This is a genomic window from Ruegeria marina, assembly GCF_900101475.1.
GTDB lineage: Bacteria > Pseudomonadota > Alphaproteobacteria > Rhodobacterales > Rhodobacteraceae > Ruegeria_B > Ruegeria_B marina.
In genome coordinates, this window is record NZ_FMZV01000020.1 from 57,198 (window position 1) to 82,644 (window position 25,447).

At 53.2% G+C, this 25,447-nt stretch carries 8 protein-coding genes; 5 read left to right on the forward strand and 3 right to left on the reverse strand.

What is annotated here, in order from left to right:
- The 3 genes from BLT75_RS20915 to BLT75_RS20925 are packed head-to-tail and all read left to right on the forward strand — an operon-like array spanning position 1 to position 13,186.
- Positions 1-4,722 carry a DNA methyltransferase family protein gene (locus BLT75_RS20915; protein WP_093036719.1) on the forward strand — a complete coding sequence of 1,574 codons (4,722 nt, stop codon included), beginning with the start codon at positions 1-3 and terminating at the stop codon, positions 4,720-4,722.
- 11 nt (positions 4,723-4,733) lie between these two features.
- Entirely contained in the window at positions 4,734-11,033 is a 6,300-nt protein-coding gene (locus tag BLT75_RS20920) for a DEAD/DEAH box helicase (protein WP_093036722.1), read from the forward strand.
- Entirely contained in the window at positions 11,030-13,186 is a 2,157-nt protein-coding gene (locus tag BLT75_RS20925; protein WP_093036726.1) for a UvrD-helicase domain-containing protein, read from the forward strand. The genes BLT75_RS20920 and BLT75_RS20925 overlap by 4 nt, the downstream gene beginning before the upstream one ends.
- Before the next feature lie 47 nt (positions 13,187-13,233).
- On the opposite strand, the gene BLT75_RS20930 is transcribed toward BLT75_RS20925, so the two are convergent.
- Both BLT75_RS20930 and BLT75_RS20935 read right to left on the reverse strand, forming a co-directional pair.
- Positions 13,234-15,861: a DEAD/DEAH box helicase gene (locus BLT75_RS20930; protein ID WP_093036729.1), complete on the reverse strand. Its 2,628-nt coding sequence runs from the start codon at positions 15,859-15,861 to the stop codon at positions 13,234-13,236.
- Positions 15,858-23,237 (reverse strand): sacsin N-terminal ATP-binding-like domain-containing protein, encoded by a 7,380-nt coding sequence (locus BLT75_RS20935; protein WP_093036732.1) that lies wholly within the window; start codon positions 23,235-23,237, stop codon positions 15,858-15,860. The genes BLT75_RS20930 and BLT75_RS20935 overlap by 4 nt, the downstream gene beginning before the upstream one ends.
- Before the next feature lie 693 nt (positions 23,238-23,930).
- On the opposite strand from BLT75_RS20935, the gene BLT75_RS24175 reads away from it, so the two are divergent.
- A complete protein-coding gene (locus BLT75_RS24175; protein ID WP_143028616.1) occupies positions 23,931-24,578 on the forward strand; it encodes a hypothetical protein in 648 nt (215 codons plus the stop codon).
- A gap of 306 nt (positions 24,579-24,884) precedes the next feature.
- Positions 24,885-25,235 carry a DUF2958 domain-containing protein gene (locus BLT75_RS20945; RefSeq protein ID WP_093036739.1) on the forward strand — a complete coding sequence of 117 codons (351 nt, stop codon included), beginning with the start codon at positions 24,885-24,887 and terminating at the stop codon, positions 25,233-25,235.
- A gap of 28 nt (positions 25,236-25,263) precedes the next feature.
- Here the strand turns inward: BLT75_RS20945 and BLT75_RS24665 are convergent.
- Positions 25,264-25,447: hypothetical protein (locus BLT75_RS24665; RefSeq protein ID WP_218128983.1), on the reverse strand; the 184-nt coding region annotated here is incomplete at its 5' end.

The window sequence follows — 25,447 nt, forward strand, 5'->3', positions numbered from 1 at the left end:
ATGCCAATTGATCTCACCGGAATCCGCAACGAAAACGAGTTCTATTCAGATCACTATCTGACGACGGTCTTCGAGGGCGACATCAAGGAGACCATTGAACGATGGAACGAGCTCAAAGATGGGGGCGGCAAAGCCCCGCACCAGGAGTTCGGGGCACTTGCAACGCCTTACATAAGAACGGCGACAGAATACCGGGACACACGTGATGCGGACGAACGCGTCCAAATCTTCCGGGAGTTCACCTATGATCTTTTGAAGGCTCTGGGTTACGAACGTACGCTGCAACAACCCATCCTCGCAGATGGGACATGGTTGCCCGCGCTACATCGCGCTGCGCGTTCTGATGGCACAGATCATCTTTGGGTCATCGAGGCCCTGGCGCCAGCCGGTGAGGATTTTGTTACCGATCCACTCGCTTTGAGTTTTGCAGCACAGCTAGGCCCCGATGAAACCGGAGATTTACCCAAGCCGTTTTCAGGGACGTATGAAGAAGCCCTGACGGCGGGCATCTTCGGCCTCGATCAGCCGCCGCGCTTTGTCTTGATCCTATCAATGGCACAAGCCGTTCTGATCGATCGTAACAAGTGGGGTGAGAGCCGCCTGCTGCGCTTTGACTTCACGGAAATTTTTTCACGCAAGGAATCGGCAACGATGCAAGCGGTTACCGCACTCTTGCATCATGAGTGCTTAGCACCGGATACCGGTACCCCGCTCGTCGATACGATCGATGAAGAGTCGCACCGCCACGCGCACGGGGTTTCCAAGGACCTCAAATACGCATTGCGGGAAGCGATCGAGCTTCTTGGCAATGAAGCAGCCGAGAAAATCGTCGCGCGGCGCAAGGCCGCCGGTGAAACGGCATACCAAACGCGCGACGGTATGGCGGCACTCGATGCGCGGCAGCTCTCTCTGGAGTCCCTGCGGTACATGTATCGGCTCCTGTTCCTCTTCTACATCGAGGCGCGACCCGATCTTGGTTTTGCGCCGATGAAGTCTGACGCCTACCGTAAGGGGTACAGCTTGGAATCTCTCCGTGAGCTCGAAATGATGCCGCTCACCAGCGACGAGGAGAAGGATGGTCACTATCTCCATGAGAGCCTTAGCCTGCTCTTCAAGCTTATCTACGAAGGGACGCCCTATAGTGATCTGAGGTCTGATGACGAGTTCGGTCGCGACTTCGACATGCGGCCTGTACGGACGCATCTCTTCGATCCCGATTCAACACCGATGTTGAGCAAGGTGCGCTTCCGCAATGAAACGCTTCAGCGCATCATCCAGTTGATGTCTCTTTCGCGCGAGGGTCAGGGACGGCGTGGGCGCATCTCCTATGCGCAGCTCGGAATCAACCAGCTCGGCGCCGTATACGAGGCGCTGCTTTCCTACTCAGGCTTCTTCGCGCAGACCGATCTTTACGAGGTGAAGAAGGCCGGAGAACCGAATCCCGATCCTCTGGAGGCGGCATACTTCGTCCCCAAATCTGATATCGACAAATATGAGCAGGACGAGATCGTCTATGACGGCAACGATCCACGCATCTACAGCAAAGGGACGTTCATATATCGTTTGGCAGGGCGTGATCGCGAGAATTCAGCGTCCTACTACACACCGGAAATCCTGACTCGCTGCCTTGTCAAATACACGCTCAAGGAACTGCTCAAGGACAAGACTGCCGACGACATTCTGAAGCTCACCGTTTGTGAGCCCGCCATGGGATCGGCGGCGTTCCTTATCGAAGCGGTCAACCAGCTCAGCGATGCCTACCTTGCCAAGAAGCAAGAAGAATTGGGCGAGCGCATACCCCACGATCGCTACGCATACGAGCGGCAAAAGGTGCGTGCCTATATCACGGATCGCAACACATTTGGGGTGGACCTCAACCCGATCGCGATGGAGCTGGGACAGGTCTCGCTATGGCTGAACTGCATCCACGAAGGAGATTTCGTCCCCTGGTTTGGTGATCAGCTCTTTGCCGGTAACTCGCTGATTGGCGCGCGGCGTGAGGTCTATCCTGCTTCGCGCATTGGAAAGAAAACAGACGCAGATGACCGCTGGTTCAAGCATGCTCCGCGTGCCGTTAAGAGCGATGCGCCAAGGAAGGTAGATGAGGTCTACCACTTCCTACTGCCCGATCCCAGCATGGCCGACTACAAGAAGGCCATCGTTGAGCCGTTGGCTCCGGACGAATTCGAAAAGCTCAAAGACTGGCGCAAAGAGTTCTGCAAACCGCTGGACTCCGATGAGATTGCGCAAGTCAAACGCCTGTCGCAGGTGATTGATGAGCTCTTAGCAGAGAATGCGAAGGCACTTGCAAAAGAGCGGCAAGAAAACACCGACCCGCTGACGGTGTGGGGGCAGCCGGAAGAAGACGGCGAGGCCACCGACTTCAAAGCTAAGAACCGTCGCCTTGCGGGCATGCGCGGCGAGGGGGCTCGCAACGCGGTGCCCTATCAGCGACTCAAGACTGCGATGGACTATTGGTGCTCACTATGGTTCTGGCCCTTGGAGCATGCCGATCTATTGCCATCGCGCGATGAGTTCCTTCTCGACATGACTCTGATCCTGGAAGGCAACGTCCTTTCATCGGGCGCGGACATGTTCCAAAGAGAGAACCTGCTCAGCGGCGCTGATCCGAACAGGGTTGATCTGTTCGATCATCAAAAGTCGTATGGGCGTGTGGACATTGAGACACTTATCGCACGATCTCCACGATTAAAGCTGTCTCAAGGCATTGCCTCACACACGCTTTTCTTTCACTGGCCTGTGGAGTTGGGAGATCTTCTCATCCCGAGCGATGGCTTCGATTTAGTGCTGGGTAATCCCCCATGGATGCGGCCGGACTGGATTGATCGCGATCAACTTTCCGATACAAATCCATATATAGCAATTCGAAAATTTTCTGCTGCACAGATTGAATCTGAAAAGTCGTTGTTGCTCAATGATCAAAGCATTATTCGTGACTACGTATCGAAATATGAAATTGTTGGTGGGTCTCAGGCTTTTTTAGCCTGCCCTCATAATTACTCTCTAATCGAAGGTGGTCGGGCAAATCTTTATAAGTGCTTTGTCGAAAAAGCGTTCAATCTGATTAATGAGAAAGCTTTCGCTGGACTTCTTCACCCGGAAGGGCACTTTTACGACCCAAAGTCACCTAAATTTAGAGGCTCCGTTTACGCAAGACTTGCGGCACATTTTCAGTTTTCAAATGAACTTTCAGATAGAATGTTTTTGGACGTAGATCACCACAAAACATACAGCATTAACATATACGGAGGCACGACTGGCTCGGTAAGCTTTCTAAATATTTCTAATCTATTTTTGCCCACAACGATCGACGAGTGTTTTTTGCATGACGGCATTGGTGATGTACCAGGCATTAAGGATGGTGGAGGTAGATGGGAAGTTCGAGGCCATGCGGATCGCATTATTGTGGTCGATGAAAGCGTGTTGTCAGTATTCTCCGATGTCATTGAGGGCCATGAATTCCGAGATATCTCAACAACTCGGATGCCAGGCCCGCACTCGAAGCAAACCCTATCTGCGTTGAGCGCCCTTGCTAAGGCAGAGAATAGCTTTCTTGGGGCGGTGAAAAATTATTTCCTATCGTCGATGTGGAATGAAACTACCGACACTAAAAAAACAAAAATCATAAAGAGGCAGCCTTCTTTCTACGACGATCCCTATGAGATGGTAATTTCAGGGCCGAATTTCTACCTTCAGAACCCGCTAGCAAAAACGCCTCGCGAAAAGTGCTCTTCAAATTTGGATTATGATGTAATCGATGTGAATTCGATCTCAGACGAATACCTCCCAAGGGCAAACTACACGCCAGTAGAAAAAAAGAGTGATTACATAAGAAGGGTCCCCAAGGTCCCTTGGGATACGAGTCGGTCGCATCTCGAATTTTTCCGTTTTGCTTTCCGCGCCATGACTCAGCCGAGCCACGAAAGAACTCTGAAGGGCGCGCTACTTCCCCCGGGGATCGGGCATATAAATGGTGTTGTGAGCCTAAGCTGTGAGAGTGAGCATGATATGCTTACAGCGGCTACTCTTTGGAGCTCTCTGCCTATAGATTTTATTGTGAAGGTTGCGGGAATAGATAATGTAAGAGAGAGTTCACTTGTTAATCTTCCGTGGGCTGAGCTGCCGGGAACCGCTATTCATCGGACATTACAGTTAAATTGCTTAACCGAATGGTTTAGAGACCTTTGGAGTAGAAATTCTTCGGACTATGAGCCGTGTGGTTGGACAAGCGATGATCCGAGACTCTCAAAAGAGGGGGCACTGATCGCTACTGGGCCCTGGTCAAGAAATAGTGCGTTGAGGACCGATTTTGCTCGTCGGCAGGCGCTTTTGGAGATTGATGTATTGGTAGCCATCGCATTGGGGCTTACCCTTGATGAGCTGCTTCAAATGTATCGAGTTCAATTTCCAGTCATGCAATCATACGATCGTGATACTTGGTATGACGCTGATGGGCGAATTGTATTTACGAACTCGAAAAATTTGACCGGCGTGGGTTTGGACAGAAAAAACTGGGAAGCGCACAAGGACTTGAGGGAGGGGTCGGTGTCGAAAACCTATGTGGACGACACTATGCCAGGTGGTCCCGTTGAAAGAACAATAACATACGAGGCGCCGTTTATGCTCCCAAATAGGGAAGAGGACTATGAGCGAGCGTGGGATTTCTTCTATGCGAAATACGCCTCGAAGACAGCAGCGTGAGGTGATCAGACATGCTGCCATCAATTTTAGCAAGACAAGTTGAACGTGGATTAGAGGAGTTTCTTCGGGGCGCCTTCTCTCCGTCCACGCCTGGCTTTGATGACATCATAGATCGCTTCGTTGCGGAGTCCGAGAACCTTTTCAAGGGACCTTATCTATCCTTTGATATGCCCTTTCGGGATGGCGATGCGGGGCGGGATTACTTCCCCGATGTCCCATTATCTTTCAGCCCCTACAAGCACCAAGAGCGCGCCTTTGCGCGTGTTGGTTCAGGGGCCCCGGCGTCAACAGTTATCGCGACGGGGACAGGCTCAGGTAAGACCGAGTGTTTCACATGGCCGATCCTGGATTACTGTCTGCGCACAGAGAATGAGCCGGGCATCAAGGCCATCTTGATTTACCCGATGAACGCGCTGGCAACCGACCAGGCGCGGCGGCTGGCGGCGGCGATTTGGAAAAACGACAAACTCAAAGGCAGCGTACGCGTCGGCCTTTACGTTGATGTCGAGCCTGGCTCACCGTCAGCGACGATGACAGAAGCAGATGTCATCACAAGCAGGGACGAGATCAGGCGGAACCCTCCGGACATCCTGATCACCAACTACAAAATGCTGGACTACATGCTAGTCCGACCAAGAGACAAGGCGTTGTGGGCTCATAATGAACCAGAAACCCTTCGATACCTGGTGGTTGACGAGCTCCACACTTTCGATGGTGCACAGGGTACCGATCTTGCCTGCCTTATCCGGCGATTGAAGGCGCGCCTGGAGTGTCCGAAGGATCACCTTTGTTGTGTCGGCACTTCGGCGACGCTTGGCCAGGACGGCACGAGTCGTATCATTTCTTATGCGAGCCAGGTGTTTGGCGAGCCCTTTGATGAAAGCGCTATTGTCACAGAAGACCGGCTCACGATTGCCGAGTACCTCCTGGACAAGGATGTCAGTGAAGTACATGTCCCGACACCTGAACAGGTAGCTTCACTGATACATGACACTGATGGTCTCACGCCTCCGGAACTTATCGCGCGTGCTTATGAGCTTTGGTTCACGCAAGGCCCTGAGACAGCGATAGACGATCCGCAATGGCGCTTGGACCTCGCTGAAAAGCTTGATGGTCATGTCTTCCTTCAATCACTGCTGCGAGCGATCAAGGGTAGACCGACTGCTTATGCGGACTTGCTGGAACAGTTAAAGGGCAAGTCTTACCTCGCTAGCGATGATCCCGAGTACCTCACCGGAATAATCGACACTCTGACCGCCCTTGTGTCACATGCGAGGCGAACGAAGCCGGACTTGATTGATAAGACCGGTCAGCCGATCTTGCTGCCGTACTTTAGTGTGCGCTCACAACTTTGGTTCCGTGAGCTCAAGCGCATTGTTGGCGATCTCACCGTACGACCAAGTCTGCGCTACTCAGACGATCTGACCGAGGACGCTCTGCGTAAGCACCTTCCGGTTGTTCATTGTAAAGATTGCGGTGGCACAGGTTGGGCCGCCATCAGTCCCCTCAGGGGGCAGCGGCTAGAGGGCGAGCCGAAAAAGGTCTACGAAAAGTATTTCGGATATAGTGATCGCTTGCGCTTTGTGTTGCTGGACAAACCGGAGCGCGAGCGCCAACGCGAGCGCCGCTTTACGCACAGCGCACGCGTTTGCTCCGATTGCCTAACCTATCATGACACGGCTGAGCAACGCGCCAAATGCCGGTCATGCGCGAGTGAAAACCTTGTCGATGCCTACATCCATTTTCCTGCGGTGGTCCGAAGTGAAAATGTGCATGTGACACATGACTGCCCCTATTGCGGAAGTACCGACGGTATGGGGATTCTTGGGGCGCAGTCGCCGACGCTTCTGAGCGCGACGGTTTCCACCATGTTCGCCTCCCCGCACAATGATGACCCAAAGCTGCTAACATTCTCGGATTCAGTCCAGGATGCGGCGCACCGCGCGGGCTTCTTTGAGGCGCGCAGCTTTGCTTCTGTCTTCCGCACTGCGCTTAGGAAATTCGTTTCGCAAACCGGGCAGCCAGTCGGGTTGGACTCGGTCCTTCGCGATCTACCCCCGTTCCTTCGTAAGGAGGGCGATCCCGAGTTCGTCGCGACCTTCACGCCACAAGATCAGCAGTGGCGAAAGGACTATGAAATTCTCCTGGAGACGGGCGTTCTTGATGACCGCTCTAACCTTCCAAGTATCCTGGAAGAGCGCCTCTCATGGGAAGCATTTGCTGAACTATCGTTCCGTTCACAGAACGGCCAGACATTGGAAAAGGCAGGCCTGATTGGCATCCATCCTGAAGTGACCCGCGTCAGGGATGCTGCCCGCAAGATGATGGTGCAGGCCCGCGACAAGCTCGGTGATGGCTTCGAAACGTTCACCGAAGACGAGTGGCTTGCGTTCTTGTTGGGACTGATCGCACGGATGCGGCAGCGCGGAGCTGTTCTCACGGACCTGACGCGTGATTTTCTGGATGTTGGTGCCAATTGGTTTGCGCTTTTGCGGCGCAGCGGTCGCGAGCACAAGTTACCTAATATGCATCCGCGAGCGCCTCGCCCCGTCTTTCCTGCAAGCCGCTTTGCCGAGGGTTACGACAGCGTTGGCTCAGTCGGTTCGGCGACGAGCTGGTATGCCGGATGGGCTGATAAGGTCTTTCTTGAAAAGCATGCCCTGGCGCCAGCGTCCTATCCTGATCTGTATTTTCTCGCCTTCGATGCTCTTGAAAAGGCAAGGCTCGTCGAACGGCGCGATATGGGACCGAAGTTTCAAACAAGCGTAGTCTGGGGTTTGCTGCCGTCAGAGATCAAACTCTGGCAAGATATCTCGGCGCTTCGCTGTAATCGTTGCGGTCACGCGCATCATGTTCCGGTTGATGCCGAAAACTCCTGGAACGGCATGCCGTGTACCAAGCTCGGCTGCGAGGGCAGTATGCAGACCCACGATGCGAGTGCGCGGAAGGCCTATTTCGAGCGCATCTTCGGAAGTGCGCGCATTAGGCGGGTTATTGCGCGCGAGCATACGGGCCTTCTTGAAAGGGATGTCCGCACACGCATCGAGAAGGGATTCATGAAGGCGGAGCAGGACCCGTGGGACCCGAATATTCTCTCCGCAACGTCTACCCTGGAGATGGGTATCGACATTGGTGACCTCTCCACATTGGCATTGTGTTCCGTGCCGCCAGAGCAGGCAAACTACATTCAGCGTATCGGACGCACCGGTCGCCGAGATGGGAACTCGCTCAATCTTACGGTCGCGACGGGACGGTCTCACGATCTTTACTTCTGGGCTGAGCCCAAAGAGATGATTGCCGGTGCGATCAAGACTCCGGGGGTCCACCTCAAGGCATTTGCAATCCTAAAACGTCAATTCGCAGCGTTTACGTTGGATAGTTGGAACCGAGAAACGACGCTTGGTGAGGGAGAGGGTTATGGGACCCTCAGAACTTGTTTTGAGAACATCCAGCTCGGTCATGACAAGTTGTTCCCCCTTTCATGGTACCGCTACGCGGAGGACAATGTTGAGCGGCTCCTCTCCGGTTTTATCGGGCTCTTTCCTGAGCTAACTGCAGAAAGTCGCGATACGGTCGATCGTCTTGCCGCTTTCGCGCGCGGAGAAGAAGGCGGGTTCACTGCGTGGGTCGCGGACGAATTCCAACGCATCAAAGACGAGCGGGACGATCTGTTGCGCCAAATCAAGAGGAGCGACAACGAGACCAAGCGGGTTCGCAAGCTAAACCCGCCGCCACAAGATCGGGAGGATCAGCTTGCAGCGCTGCGCCTGGAACGCCGGAGTTTAAGGGAGCTTGTCAAAGACATTGAACGCAAAGACGTGCTCGGCTTCCTGACAGAGCACGGTATCCTACCCAATTATGCCTTCCCGGAAGAAGGCATTCATTTGAAGTCCGTGATTTACCGACGGCCGCAGCGCGGGGAAGACCTTGAGACGACTGTCTACGAATATGCCCGCTCAGCTTCAGCCGGACTTTCGGACTTCGCGCCGCCTTCACGCTTTTACGCAGAGGGCCACCAGGTTCGCATAGACGAGGTTAATCTTGATCTTTCAGAAATCGAAACTTGGCGCGTTTGTCCAGATTGCACCTATATGGAGCGCCTTGTCGGAGGAGAGACCGACAAACCGTGCCCTTCTTGCGCCTCGGATAGTTGGCGGGATAGCTCACAGAAAAGAGACTTTATCAGGCTTCGTCAGGTGATTGCGGTCACCGACGCGCGCCGTGCGCGCATTGGTGACGATAGTGATGAGCGGGAAATACGTAGCTTCGACCGGTCACTATTTCCCTCCTTCGCAAAGGATGCTGTGGAGGAGGCTTACTCCCTCGCTGATGCACCGCTGCCTTTCGGTTTTGAGTACATTCGGCAGTGTAACTTTCGTGAAGTGAATTTCGGTGAGCCGCGCGAGGGGCAAGGCCTTTTCCGTGCAGCAGGTCGTGACGCGCGTGGTGGCGGATTCCAGATTTGTCATCACTGCGGAAAGATTCAGGGAATCCGACGAAGACGTGGTGAGCCTAACCACAAGCCACGCTGCCCTGCGAAGGATAGCGAAGACACCGACGATTTCTTGAAGATCGCGTACCTGTATCGGGAGTTTCCCTCCGAAGCTATCCGCATCCTTATGCCCATCAGCGCACTTGATGCGGACAAGGGCGTCCAGTCATTCATTTCTGGTTTGAATCTTGGGCTTCGGCTTCATTTTGAAGGCAAGGTAGATCATCTTCGAATGGCCATGCTGGAGGCCAGTGAGGGCCTCATTACCCGCCGTTATCTCTATCTCTACGACTCTGTGCCAGGTGGGACCGGCTACCTAAAGCAGCTCATGACGAAGCCGGAAGATTTTCGGGCAATATTCGAAAAGGCGCTGCAGCATATGCAGGGTTGCTCTTGTAATGGCGATCCGGACAAGGACGGTTGTTATCGCTGTATATACGCTTATCGCGACGCCTCGCGCATGGAAAAGACATCGCGCAGCTACGCTGTGTCGATGTTCTCCGCGATCCTTGAGCATTGGGACTCTCTAGAGTCTGTTGGCTCTATCGGCGACATTAAAGGTAATGCTCTGCTTGAAAGCGAGCTGGAAGCGATGTTTGTCGCGCGCCTTGAAAAGATGGCAAAGGATGCCGGTGGTATCTTCCGGACAGTCACCGTGAACGGAAAGAAAGGCTATTTTCTGAAGCTTGGCGAGGACGCGCAGGCTTGGGAAGTTGAGCCCCAGGTCTGGATGAACGAACGCTTCATACTACCGGTCAAAACGCGCGCTGATTTTCTTATCACGCCCAAGCCATCATCGGGCTCTCTGAAGCCAATCGCCATCTACGTTGATGGGTGGGAGAACCATTACGACCGGATTGCCAGCGATATCGAGAAACGGCTTGCTATTGCGCGTACGGGAGACTGCCTCACTTGGTCATTGAGTTACAACGATCTCGATAAGGAGGCAGCGAGCACCCCACAGCAGCGTGTTGAGCACCTATGGAATCCGTTCGAAGGTCATTCATTTGAGGGAAGCCTTGAGAAATTCTTCACATCCGATGGCTGTGCTGCTGCGAGGAAGTGTGTAACCGCGCCTGCGCCAAAGGTCCTGGAGGCCTACCTGAGGGGTGAGACCCCAAAGCAATGGGAAACAGTGCCGCAGATTTTGACGCTCGTAACCCTCTTGGCAGCCGCATCTGAAAAGCAGCCCGAGAAGATCAGAGAGCGCGTCATTGCCGACGGCGGTGGTCAGCTTGCTGACTTCCTTGAAGAGCTGGGTCCTCAGAGCCGCATGGCCATGTTGGCCCGCGACGGCTTTGCCTTCCTAGCGGGTATGCCGACCCCGCCTGACCTTGAGAAATCAACGCCCATCGTTCTCCTCGACGATACGCAAGGCAACACCGCCGAAGCAAAGCAAGCATGGAACACGGCTCTACGGCTGCTCAATCTGACCCAATTTTCGGAAAGAGCGCATGTGGCTGCGCAGAGCAATCACAACATGCCGTTACCTCACGGTGCGACACCCGGTGCCGCTGTGGATGATGGGGCGTGGCAGGAGGTGTACGATCTCACCGCGGAGGAGCTCCATCCAGTTATCGACGCTCTGCGCAGCGAAAGTGTAAATCTTCCTATCGTGGGCTTTGAACTGCTCGATGGCTCTCGCGTCGTAGGAGAGGCTGAGCTTGCCTGGGAAGACCAGAAGATCGGGATCGTTTTTTCAGAGCATGAAAGCGTGTTCGTGAAGCAGGGTTGGAAAACATTTGAATACGATTCGATAATTGGAGATAGCAGTGAATTTTTGAAAGAAATTAAGAACAAGATGGGGGCAAAAGTATGAGCACGTTAAATCCAGTTGTCGCAATTGGTGATGATATATTGGACTGCCTTAGCAGGCTTCCGAAGGGAGCTTATCAGAAGGCAGCGAAGTTTATCATGAGGTTTCGCTCTGACCCCCGTTCGAGTGGAATAAACTATGAGCGCATACAGAACGCAAAAGACGATAATCTTCGCAGCGTAAGAATTGACCAGAATTTAAGAGGTATTGTTCTCGCACCTGAGAAAGGCAACGTCTATGTACTGTTGTGGATAGACAACCACGACGATGCCTATAAGTGGGCAGTCAATCGGATGGCACGTGTAAACGTAGCCTCCGGATCGCTTCAAGTCTTCTCGGTTGATGAGAAATCGGTCAAGGCGGAGCCAAAGAAGGAAGAGGCAAAACCCGGTTTATTTGACGATTTGCGAGACCGCGAATTGGTGCGACTGGGTGTGCCCGAAGAACTGCTTTCCGTTGTGCGTAAGATAAATTCTGAAGCTGACCTTGAGACGGCGGAAGATAGCCTGCCCCCGGATGCCTATGAGGGTCTATACTTGAAGGCAGCAGGCTACAGCTATGAAGAAGTCATGGCTGAGCTCGACCGCAAGGACGAAGACAGTGGCGTCGCATCGGATGATTTTGAAACGGCTCTACAGACGGATGAGAGCAAGCGAAAGTACTGGGTGGCAGATGACGAGGAAGAACTGCAACGCATGCTAGACGCGCCATTGGAGAAATGGCGCGTCTTCCTGCATCCCTCTCAGCGCAAGCTTGTCGAACGAGATTGGAATGGCCCGGTCCGTGTTCTTGGCGGTGCGGGCACGGGGAAAACGGTGGCGGCAATGCATAGAGCACGTTGGCTTGCCGAACATCGTTTAACAAGACCGGCGGACCGCATCCTATTCACTACGTTCACTTCGAACCTGGCAGCGGACATTCAAGAGAACCTTCGTGCAATATGCGAGACCGACCAACTGCAGCGCATTGAGGTCGTTCACCTTGATGCTTGGGTCTCAGCCTTTCTGAGATCGCATGGTGAAAGCCGCAGTATCGTCTTTCCTGGCAGCAACGAAAAACTTGATGGGTTTTGGACGGAAGCAGTCACGAACTATGGCTCCGAGTTGGGTCTGGAGACAAAGTTTTTTCAGGATGAATGGAGCGCGGTAGTCCAAGCCAACGGTGTTTCAAACCGCGATCAATATCTTCGAGCACCGCGCATTGGGCGAGGTACACGTTTAGATCGGAAAAAGAAGGCCGACATCTGGAAGGTGTTCGAAGCCTATCGTGCGCGTCTGGATGAGGAAGGATATCTTGAACCGGACGATGCCTACAGGCTGGCTCGCGAAATCCTGGAAAGTAGACCCAGTACACTTCCCTATAAATCTGTCGTTGTAGATGAAGCTCAGGATATGGGGCCTGAAGCATTCCGTTTGATCCGAGCACTCATCCCGGAAGCTGAAGACCACCCAGACACCAACAGCATGTTCATCGTCGGTGACGGGCATCAGCGGATTTATGGTAGACGCGTGGTTCTCGGGCGATGCGGCATAAATATCCGAGGCCGCAGTCGCAAACTCAGGGTGAACTACCGAACATCAGAGGAAATCAGAAAATGGGCGGTCTCCATACTTGCGGGAGTGCCCATTGATGATCTGGACGACGGCGCAGACGATGAGCGTGGTTATCGGAGTCTCTTCCATGGTCCAGCTCCGGAAATTGCGAACACGAAGAATCAAGCGAATGAATTTGAAAGACTTGGAGCTTGGGTGGGAGAGCTGGAAAATGAAGGATTTTCGCCCAAGGATATTTGCATCATTGCAAGAGACAAACGGACACTGCGCCTATTCGAGAACCACCTACGTTCAGAGGAGATTGCAACTGTTGAGATCAAAAGGCGACAGGCAGAAGACAGGCGCCGCCAAGGAATAAGACTTGCAACAATGCACCGTGCAAAGGGCCTAGAGTTTATGGCTGTGGCACTTGTTGCAATGAACGATGGGGTCGTCCCGAACGTTCTAGCAATTCGTGCTGCTCCGGACGAGGCCGGAAGAGAAGAGGTGATTGATGCTGAGCGCATGCTGGTCTACGTCGCAGCGACCCGTGCGAAGAAGAGGTTGCTCGTTACTTCATCGGGCAAGCCTTCAGAAATCATAGATTTCGAGGGGGCTAAGTGATCCCAAACCAAAAATGCAAACCCCACACCTTCCGAAGGAACTAGATGCTAATTTCGATCCTCAGGTGTCGAAAGCAGCGCCAGGATCGGAGTGAGCTTGGGTCGCCTATAGGGTAGAGAGAGCTCCGGCAATTTTTCCTCTAGGCCTTTGATTAGCTCTTTGATTGAAGTCGTGTCCTCGGGGTTTGGCTCTATGTCCTGACCGGAGTAAACTTGAGCATCGTTAAGGCTCAGTAAGGTTTCCCAGTCCCTCATAACTGCAAACGTGCCATCCTGATTTTTCTGGATGCTCAGGATAATCCTGTGAACTGTCGCACCGGTCCCGGTGATTTCATCTTCTGCCATGGCGATCACAATCGGACTGGCTAAACCTTCACTACGTGACAGAAAAACCTCTTGCTCGCGACATGCAATAATCGCTCTGTCAATCAAGGGATGACCAACGCCAAGCAATTTGATCATTGCCTGGTCTGCCGGTAGCGACCTGTCGAAAACGAGACCATCGTATCGATCGCGCAGGTCAATATTTCCGCGCCATTTATCCGGCGTAGCGACCGATAGTCCGGCGTCGCCTTTGGTAACACGCCTACCGTTGAGCTGCATGGCTCTCCGAAAAAAGGCTTCCAATGCAGGCAGGTCAAGCTTCGGTATTTCTTTACCGGCCGATTGGAAGTCATAACGCGCAACATTCCCTACAATTGTGCGAACGGCATCAACAGCATCCTCTCCGCCAAACTGCATTGTCTTGGAGTCAAACCAGTCGGATAGACGGTCTGATGGGCGCGTGCTTGCTTCTGAGAAGAGTTCATCGAAAAAGTGGCTTCCTGTCATTCCGATTACTAGTTGAGAGATATCCTCAGCTTCTTCCATGGATGCGGATAGGGCGGCTTGAATGCGCTCCAATTTTTCCTCTAACAGGGACCAAATTCGTGCTTCGACCGTTTCGGGGTTGCGCATCAGGTAGACTTGTACTGCTCGCTTCTGCCCATAGCGATTGAGGCGCCCAACCCTTTGGTGCAGCCTCATCGGGTTCCAAGGCAAATCCACATGTACAAGTGTCGCGCAGCGCTCCTGTAGGTCTATTCCTTCGCCGCCAGCTTCCGTAGATATCAGGAAGCGCGTCCGACCACTGTTGAATTCAGAAGCGGCGTTATCCCGAGGGCACTGAAGTGCCTGCTCATTCTTATCGGAATCAATGAAGCGAAGCCTTTCATCTCCGTTGATGAAGCCAACGCAGCCTTTCCCAAAGCGGTCCTCAAGGGTTGTGAATACCAACGCCTGTGTGGCTTTGTACTCGGTGAAGAAAAGAACCGGCTCACCAGGGGGCAGGCGCGTCTCGATTAATTCAACAAGGCGGTCAACTTTCGTTTCGCTCTCAACATTCTCGGCGAGATCAAGAATCTCGTCTAGGCGTTCTATCTCATCCTGCATCAGCATGAGCGCAAGTTGATTTGGTCTCTCTTCTTCTGCCTCAGCCAACTCATCCAGCGTTTCTGGCTCAATCTCCTCCTGCAACGGTGCGTCCATAATCCGTTTTGAAAGTGTTTCCCGGCGTCGCCTCAACGCACTACTGATTGCTGCAATTGATGATGCGGCAAGTTTTTGCAGAGCGATCAGAAGAAGCATCCTCGCCGTTTGTTGTCGCCCTGAAAGATTGGAGGCATAGGCCCGACCATCGAGAATAAACTCACTCATGGTTCGATAAAATTTCGCTTCGCTGTCCGAGTACGAATAATCAACAGCCTCAGTCGAAACTGGCTTGAACAGTTTGTTACCCTGTAGATCGGTCGCTAGCGCTTTATTATTCCTGATCATCGCTTTGTGTAGATCGGGAAGTTGTTCAAAAACATCACGATCAGGATCGAAAAGGTCTGGGCGTACAAGGTGCATTAATGCAAGAAAGCCGTAATCTTTACCCCGGTGCGGTGTGCCAGTAAACAGGACTAAGGAATTAACCTTATCCGCCTTTTGCAGATCTTCGAGCAGAGAATAAGTTAGCGTATTTGTTCTTTCTTGAGCTTGGAAATGATGCGCTTCATCGACAATGACCAAGTCCCATGGTTCTGCAGAAAGGAGCCGCTCCCTCGCCTTCTTCATCCTCAGTGTATGGAACGATGCGACGACTTGTTGTGCCGTCTCCCAGAAACTAACTCGACCGCGATCAACGTCCGCAGAATACTCCTGAAGTCGGATGTCAAACATTGTTTTAAGGCGCGCACGCCATTGTGGTGCCAGCCTTGCAGGCGTTAATACCAATACCCGGCGTACACGACCGGATGTCAGCAAGGGCTCCAGTATGAGCCCGGCTTCGATCGTCTTGCCTAGTCCAACATCGTCGGCAACAAGCCATCGGGTCGGCCAGGTTCTGGTTACTTGACGGCAGACCCACAGTTGGTGGGGAAGGAGCTGAACACGAGAGCGTGAGAAAACGCCCCATTGATCATTGACTGATTGAACGGCTAGGGCCTGGGCTCGTGTCAAGGTCGCTAGGGGATCGTCGAGCTGGCCCTCTTGGAGAGCATTCTCAAGTGACCGAAGCTGAACCAACTCACTAGCTTCTACCTGTTGGATATCAGCGCCAAACCGAACGACCACAGTGTCACCGAGATTGCTGACCACTCGGCCTTCACCATGTGTTGCGTGTCGTACAAATTGATCGGTTTCAAAGCCTGTCATCCATATGCCTCCTCGTCATTGTCATTCTCTGCTGAGAAAGCACTCGCATCACCCAAGCCTGACAGAATTTCCTGCAATGTATTGCTACGCCGTTCATCGGTTACAATCTGAAGTGGGAGATCGAGGTCACAAAGGAAGTCTGCGTCATCACCAAGGTGGTCTTGAATTATCGTGTAGATTTTTGGCGATAAATCCATCTGCCCAAAGTCGCCGATCGTTTTATCAAGATAATCGTTGAAAAGCCGACGTACCCGTGCCGTGCTTGCCCATCCGTAGGGATGCATGACGGCGGCGTTCTCGTCAGTCCAGACGCGATGACGGACTGCTTCGCGGATCATCCAGTTGGCGCCAAGGCCTAGGCTTTGACTTAATGGCGCACCTTCCAGGCCCCTTCTTTGCCACAAGGGAGATGCGCTTGGTCTCCATGCGTCAGAAAGTGCGAAAGCGCCTTGATCACCTGCTACGAGCGGTAGTGTTTTGAATAGGTCTACGTACTCCGGTAGCCACGTCGCCAGTATGTAGAGATCGGCCAACTTCCGCCGCCATTCGGGAAATTCAATCTTCCACCCCTCTGCACTGGCAAGTTCCTCCAGCTGTCGGACCCAGGGTGCTGGGTTATTTGGGAGCTGAGCAGAAGCCATATCACTCCACCAACCATTGCGATGTGCTTTGGTAATAAAACCCCGGTGCTGGGCGTCGGTCGTTCGGCCGATCGTTCGGAACATGCCGAGAGCAAAGAAGGTGAACCAGCCTTCGCGGTTATCTTCAGCTGAGGTATCCCTTAGCGCCTCAGGTGAAAAGAATTCAGGATACGTATGCTTGTTTGCACGCTGTCTTTCCTCTTTGTGTTCTTCTTTCCACCAAGAGCAGAGTGCCTCTAGGAATTCAGTTGCATCGATGTGGGGTTCGGCTTCGTCTAATTCGTGCTCTGAGGGAGGCGCCACGAAGTTCCATGCCCATCGCTTACGCTGCTCGTCGGGATAGAGTAGTCCGAGGAGCCTCGGCAGTTCATCCTCGGATATATCGGAAACCAGAGTACTTTTTCGCAGTTCATCGGCTTGCGTTGGAAGCCAGCCGGGACGCGACTTCGCCAGCCTTTTGCCGACATCCGTGCCTTGCCGACCATCGAGGACGTATTCTAACAGTGCAGTCTTCTGCGCCTCTTCAGACAACGCCATCGCCCAATGAGCAAATGTCTCTGAAGTTCTTTGAAATCCACTTTGGCGCATAGCTAGGCGATACAAAGGGAGCGCCTCACCTCGATATGCGTTGTTCGCTAGTGCTCCGTCTGGCGCAAAGCCTAGGATGCGAGTTTCCTCTTCATCTGCGTCGGACGCGTTGCGTGGGCAATACCGGGCTTCCCTCCAGGTGTCGTCGGCCATCTGGAAGCGCGATTTCGATAGCACTGCGAGCAGCTCTTGCTCCTCACGACCGTCAAGGTCATCGAGGCGGTCTTTTGTCAGCACGCGTCCGAGCCGTCGTGCAAGAACCGGATCGATACGTTTCTCGCTGCCGATTTCCTCACGCACGATCACTGGCAATGTGATTATTGGTGCCCGAGAGAGCCTCAGCTTCTGCAGTTGATCAGCTCCGCGTTGGCCGACACAACTCGCCGAAAGTTCGCTCAGTATGCCCCAGTCCTGTAGATCGGCCAGTAGCGATGGCTCAGACAAAAGACCATGCATGGCGTGCCGTACATCCGAGGCACGCAGTAGCGCAGTGAATGGACGAGGAAGGCGCGTAGGAAAAACCGGACGTTCCGCGATAAGGCGACCATAGCCTCGGTCCGGACCATGCAGGTGAGATGCAAGCGGGTCATCAAGATCAAGGGCAAATAGCTCAGCAAGCCGCGTCCAGAATGTAGCTGGCCCAGTTTCAGGGGAATGATCCGAGAGCCCAGCTTCTGCCGCGAACTCTGGCCAGTCATTATTGACCAAATCGGCGAGCGCGATCAGCTTTTCACCAAGTGCTACGCCAAGACGCTCAAAAGTACCTTGGGGTTCCCCATCGCCACGCTTTAGTGATCCGCGGCCGGGATCAACTTCGAATTGACGGCCATTCATCAGCCAACCCGACTTGAGCGTCTCTGCCAAAGGTGCAAGCAGCCAAAGACGGGGGAGTTCTTCCTGCGCAGGCATGGGACCGTCGCTCGAAAGAGGCAAGAACAGCGTTGTGTCTTCCCCAAGCGCCAAAGCAAGCGACCGCCCTGGCTCTGAGCCTGAAAGCTCAACTATGTCGATGCCCTCGGACAACGGATGATATTCAGCGTGCCATTCACGAGAGACTTCACCTTCTAGTTCGATACAGCGAATGCAGCGCGCCATGGCCGGCAACCATCGTGCCCTTTCGCTAAACGCCTCAACAGCGGCCATGGCGGATTCCTTACGATCTTCATCGATGGAAAGCTGAATCGCTGTCGCGCGACGGCCATGATCTTCTTGGTCGAAGGAGAGTCGGCGTCCTTCAGCCCATGTTTCCGGGAGCATTCCACCTTGAACTCGACAAGCGACGAAGCCGCTAGCAATACCTACCTCTTTTGCGATCAAATGCACGCTCTTGAAGCCTAGACCAAAGCGTCCGGTGACACCCTCCCGCTTCTCTGACAGATTCATCAGCAGCATGTTGAACAAGTCACGCAGCCAGCCTTCACGTTCGCCCCTATCCGGATCGGGGCCTGGATGATTGATCAGACGCCCCCAATGTAGCGCCAGCAGTTCCGTATCCGAAATCTCAAGCCTGAAGCGCGCTCGGCCAGGTGGTTCGTGCTGTTCGGATGCGTCATCGGCATTCTGGAACAGCTCGAACAGAACGCGATCGGGAGAATATCCGTAGTGCTCGATCTGCGTACGTACAGCAGAAAGTAGCTGATTGCTTTCTTCGGATGACTTTATCCTCTTCCAAAGCTCTCGCTTGAAATCTGGAAGCTTCTTTTCCCGCTCTCCGCCAGGCTGCAGGCCTAGCTCTTTCTTCTCGTATTCATCAAGTGCTTCTCGAAGAGCTGTGCCGCGCTTGGGCTTCACTTCAGCCAAAATTTGCGGCAGGCGATCCTCCAAACGCGCTTGAGCGTCCCTGACCGTCGTCTGCTCTATTTCTTTGTAGTCATTGGCGAGTTGGCTGAGTTTTTCGATAACCTCGCTTCGATACGCCATGCACTCAGACAGAATCGTCTGGAGCAGCCGAAGGACGTGCTTTGCTTCAACTGGCTGCTCAAGCGCAGCAATATCAAGTGTCTTGTAGTTGTAGATGCCGCCTTGATGAACAACGGTCGTGTTGCGGTGCCGGTTTCCTATGACAAGAAGTGGTTCAAGCCCGCCAACGGGAAGCTCGACAATCTTATTGGAAAGGGACGTCAGCCAGACGCGCTCATGGCTCTCAACGTGTCTAACATTGACCAGCACCGTCTTAAGCGTTGATGCGGATTCGAGTACCTTCTCAACTCGGCCCCAGACCTGATCTATTACCGTCTCTGATAATCCCAGTTCCCTTCGAACAATATCCTTGAATGGCTCTGATCGTCGTACAACACCGACAAGAAGCGCCAAGAGCTGGGGCGGCACTCCGGCCTGTGCGTGTTTAATCAACGGAACAAGAGAGTTGGCGCAGTTCTTTTCTTCTTCGGATAGTTTACCCAAAGACTGACGCTCAGGCGCAGTTTCTTCTCCTTGTCGGCTTTGGTCGTCCAGCTCAACGCGTGGCTTTGGCCAGCACTCGTCCAAGCGTTCATCTAACCGGTGGGTTGGTGCAATGCCCTGTACCCGCGCGGCTACTTGGCTACCAATGTGCCACCCACCTGACTGAACTGGAACACGGATGCTGCCCATGGCTTCGTGGAGTGTTTCCGATCGCCAATTGCAAATCGCTCGAAATGCTGAATCGTATAGGGTACGCGCAGCCTTCTTACCTTCTTCCGCAAGTTTTGAGATCGCATTGACGTGACCAATTGCTTCGAGAAGGTGTTTCTCCGCGGCCACGCCAAAGCGACGGGCCAGTTCTGACGGGTCTTTGTCCGTGTGACGGATCAGGGCGGAAAGAAGAGGCCAACCCGGCAGTGGCAGATCGGCACCGAGCTCGGCAAGCTGCTTCATCGCCTTGGCTTCTTTTTGTTCAACCTCGCCGAGGTAAGCAAGTGGTTTCACCTCATCAATAATATGCAGCAAGGCATGCACAGACTTGTATTGATCAGGAAGAATGTTTGCGTCACGCAGCCTTCCAAAGCCTGAGTGATCTCTAACCTCTCGGCGCACATGTGAAAGCTGCAAAAAGGCGGCGTCATCATCGCCTAGAAGCACCGTCTTCGCTGCACGCAAAATCTCATCAGGAAGATCGAGAACGTCAGCAGGGCTCCAAGGTTGCCCTTGAGTGTCTGGTATCCACCGGACATCTCGCAAGCGATTGGTGGTTGGCTCATTAGCGTGCTCAATAGCACTGAGAATTTCGGTCACGAACTCATGGGGCCGTGATTGTGCCAGCGCCGTTTCAATCTGCGCTTCTGGCGACCAACTTCTCACTAAGCGCTCCAAGCGCTCGGAGCCCTTACGACTGTGTATCGGCTTCAAAATATGGACGACATCCGCTAGCGCGTCTGGAACGGGCCAACTGCTCGACGACCGCCATGTACCGTTTGCAGGCAGTCTCATTCCGCCTTCGGTTGGAAATATTGGCAACCTGCGAAGGTCTTCGTCAGGAACGTCCGATTCAAGGAGCGCGACAAAGATATCGTCTTCCAGAGCCATTCTGGATATGGCGTCTATGTTGGCAGTGAGCATCTCTCCAAGGCTGGGCCCATCCATCGTTTCGATACCGAGAAACCGCTGCTGAGGGGGATTGAGCACGTCCAAGACTACATTTGGAATGAGGAAATCGGTTTCTGATCCTTCGATCAGTTTCAATGCAAGTTCATCAAGCCGTCCTGCCGCTTGCGGCAAAGCGAAGATACGTGCGCTTTCGTTCGCGGCGCGTCGATCGCCAACTGCAAGAACCCGAAGACCAGGTCGCGCGCCCGGAGACTGCGTGACAATAACTTCCATCGCCTTTGCGCGGGCTTCTGAATCACCGTACTCTTCGGTGCGCAAAACCAGTGCTGCAAAATTCTCTTTTGCGCCTTCTGCAAAAGAAAAAGGCGGCCCGATCTCTTCGAGTAAACGCGCGGCATCACCGCCTACGACCAACGCTCCCGAATTAGGAACCGCGTCCGACATGACCCTGAGCGCTTGCTGCACATTCGGATTGTTCTTGAAGAGCCGTTTTTCATGGGCAGACCGGCTCAGGTCACGCAAACTGATTAGTTTCGGGATGCCGCTACCATCACCCGCCCTCAATATTGAAAGCGTGGTGATCTCGGGGTCATTCATCGCTTCGCGTAGATGCCTCCGCAGCAGCTTCACGAGCGCAAGTGCCGCAGCACCGGCAGCATCAGCATTGCGATCCTGGCCCAAGAGTGGCTCAAGGGCAGAAAGCAACGGAGCAGCTTGAGAACAGCTGATATCGATTAGTGCTGCGCTCTCGGGTACCCAATCTGCGTGGAGACACAGCGTGCTACCTTCGACCTCAGCCAATGCACGCAGTATGTCCCGTCTTTCACCGGCAGACGATGGCAATGTGACCACTGTTTTTGCAGGCAAGAGGGACAGGACTTCGCGCAGTTGCTCCTTCGTCGCAAGCGTCTCTTGTTCAATGAGCGCCCGCCGAAGGCCTGTTTGAAGCGGAGGCGCTGCCGCCTCGCGCAGCGTTTCGTCATGTCCTAGGGATGTCCTTAGGAAGGACGCCAGAACATCAGCCCGTTTACCTCGTTGAAAAGCTGTTACAGAAACTGACCCAAGCAAGTCCGAGATTTCGTCAGCTTGCCAACTGGGTTTGGATGGCGTCAGTGCAGCATCTGGTCCTGCGATCAGGATCAGATTGCGTTCTTCCCCCCAATCGCAAAGATTGGGAAATATTTCTGTGGCGGCTACCCGGCTGCGCTCATCAGGAGGAGGGAGGGGTCGTAGCTCAGATTCAGCTGACACCAAAGCCCAAGTTGCTATAGCCACATTCCCCGATTGCTCGACTTTCCGAATGAGACATTGATTGCTCGCAATCGCCTTCGCGTGCGTTACGCCAAACTGACTTGACGTGAGGCTTGATAGACAGTGAGCGAGTTGACTTCCGGTGAGCATACGGGCCTGAAGGGCATCGAAAAGAACTCCAGGCAGCTGCGGCAGTACTATATTGTCGCGAAGCTTTTCATTCCATTTCTTATAGACCGAGCGACTGTCTTTCCCGTCGTCATCAAATCCCTCAATGTACCGTCTTCCCGAATCTACGAAGAAATAGCCATGTAAAAGTATTCGAAAGTCGGCATCGGCCATCTCTATCTGTGTAGCTTCGGCGACAGGTAAGAACACACCCCAGTCAAGGACTGCTGCGGCCTTCGTACTACCCAAGCCATTTGCTAGAACCACCGCGCCATGCGCCTCTGCTTTCTCTGGACGCATTTCTTCGCCCTCGTCGGTAAAGACCGGCACCTGAGGCCACTCTTCGGAATTTCTTAGAGTGTTAAGCTCGTGATTATCTGCGCAGACCTCACGCCCTACGTACGTCACAGTCGGGCCAGAGGAAGTTACAATTTTACCGTTGAACTCTAGAGGCATGGCGTCAGCTTGTGCGCTTGGCCCCCTCATTCGCGTGCTGTCACCCTCACGGTGAAGCAAGAGACGGGTATCGGAGCCTTTTCGCACCTCAATCCTATCTAGGTTCCGCAAGCTCGCGAGGATAAGCCTGAGATCAGCTTCATGTCCTTGAAGCTCTGCAATCAGCTTATCGAGCGTCGCTCTATAGTCTGTGAAATATAGCTTCGGCGCTGGTAGAATTGCATCATGGCGAAGTGGCAGCCAGATCAGAAACCCTTTCGTAAGATCAGGGACTTCCGATCTGAGAGTTTCCAAATCTTGGCGGCTTACGCTGTCCCAGCTGCCCGCATTTGTCTGCTCAATAACGCCCAGACACGGGTTGATGACTTCAGAAAACTGAACACCCTGGTTAAAGACATGAGCAATGAACGCGTCGCATAAATGAAACACAGCCTTTTGCCCGAATCCGAAGCGGCCGATGGCGGCACTGTCATTGCCTTTCGCACTGTCTGCAAATGACAATATTCCAGGACCGTCCCTCTCTGAAAACGCACCGTCATTGGCTACAATGAGCCCGGGTACTCTCAAAAGTGGATTTTCTGCGTTGGGCCAGCCCTCATGAGCGACAAACTGAATGATGCTCGCCTTGGCGTCTTCGGCGTTCTGAATAAGTTCCTTGAGGACAGGGAAGCCAGATGCATACCTATCTTTGAGGTTTGCTCGTATTTGGTTAAATATTGCATTGGGCGGCGTTGAAAGACCTGGCATTAGATACTCACGATATTTGCATCAAATTTTGGCTCACCCGTTCGCGCGCGGTCCGTCGCGCATTTCCAAAATGGTTGACTGTATAGTGTTTCAAGAATGCCCATTAACAAATTCCTCAACTGTCTTTGCGGTGTTCGCGCCATATTTTTCTCAAATCCAAGGACTATAAGCAAAGTATGCCCATAAATGCAAATTATGCTGGCTCTTACATTAGTCGGCACCGTGGCAGTTCTGTCGTTTGATCTTGATGTTGGACGCACCTGCAAAGCTTGTCTCACGTGTGTTCCGGGAGCACTGGTGAGGCTTACACATGCCCGCCTGTCAGGCAAGATGAGAAGACTCTACGGTTTGAGGGCCTGGTAATCTTCCACCGCTGGGTGTTCGAGAGCAAATGACTTGTGTGGTGCTGCCGCCGACGAGCCAGTGATTGGGAGTTATCAATCGCCCCCGCGAACGTCTTAGTGCTCGTTTTGGTTCTCGGAAGATCACTTGCAAGCCCGCAAACTTTCTTGTTTTTCTTTGCGATTTTTTAGCAGGAGAGGTTCTTAATCTGTTATGATTTGTTTCTGTGCAAAATCGAAGTAAGTAGTGGGGCATCCGGGTATATGGTATGGGTTGATGTCCGTGATATTGTGAGTGAAGGGTTGCGGTGAAATTTCGTGGTGCTGTTTAATTTTGAGGGGTTATATTTTAATGTTCCATTGGATTGTTGTGTTTGTTGGCTTGTTGATTTCTGGATGTGTGGCGGGTAGCGGCGAGGATATGGCCACCAGTCGTAGCCATAAATTTTGTGAAGATTTGTCGAAGAAAGATTCAGGCTTCAAAGATAACTATAAAAGACAGGGCGGCAGTAATTACACAAATGAAGAATTATATCATTACTTCCACGGCTGCGTGCAAAACGGACTACTTCCCGTTATTGATGCAAACGTTTCTGTAGAAAAGGAAGTTGATCAGAATGATCCTGCGTTGCGACCAGACTATATGTCTGCGCTTCTTGAAAATACAAATATTTGGTACAGCACGACAAATGAATCTGGCGAAAGCATTATCAGTATGAATCTTTATAACCTTACAGCATATAGCTTTTCTTATCTTTCCTTGGGATTTTCCGCAAAAGAATGTGAGCCAATTGTTTATGATACAGAATGGGAAATGGCGCTTGCGGTGGGGTTGGAGCGCGAAATCCAGTCAGGGGAACAAGCTGTTGCTCAATGGGTGATGCCCGAGGAACACGAGATCAGCAGCGGTTGTCTCACCATTACGGGGATATATAAGTTGACTGGCCGCGGTCACGTTCACGATGGATTTATGTCTGAGATACCTGCGAACAAAAGATAGCTGAATTCAGTATACAGCCATCGCGTCTTCTTACGCGACCTTATCACCAAGTTGGTCTTGTTGGCTCGTCTTCTACTGTATTCAAATCTTCTTCCATCTCCTCCGTGGGTCTCCTCAAGATTGACGCATCACTCAACGGGCGCGCCGTTCGATCAACGGTCTGCCCGCACCAGTCCCCGCCGAGCCTTGCGGCGCGGGGCCGTGTTGACCGTTTCCCCCGTCCTTCCTCCGGTGTGATCGCCCCGTCTCTCCGCCCGTCTTTCGGTTTCGCGTCTTGAGGAAACCGCAAACGAAAGGAGCCGGACCATGAAACTCTTGACCAAATCTCATACCGAACAGCTACTTCGCAACGGCCAGCTACGGGCTGCCGATGAAGACGGCACCGCAGACTTCCTGCCTGTCGTGAAACTCTTCACCCCGGATGCCGCCTGCACCTGGCTGCTCGCAGAACTTGACCCCGATGATTCCGACATTGCTTTCGGGCTCTGTGATCTCGGCCTCGGCTGTCCCGAACTCGGTTCGGTGCGCATATCGGAAATCGCGTCTGTCCGCGGACGGCTTGGTCTGCCGGTCGAGCGCGACATGTACTTCCGAGCGGACAAAACACTTTCGGCTTACGCCGATGAGGCGCGGGTCAGCGGCCACATCAGCGTATAGACCACACTGATTTTCTTCAGAAAATCTCTTACGGAGCTGCCGGGAGTAACGGCCCGGCGCCCCAAAGTCTACAAAGTTGGCTGCGAGCTCCCGCAACCAGTGTCACAGAACGGCCCGAAGCAACCGCTTCCGAGGCCGTTTTTTCTTGCCCCAACGCAAGCAAACCGGCCAGCTCGCCGACCAATTCGATCATCAAGCCGCTGCCGTTCGGG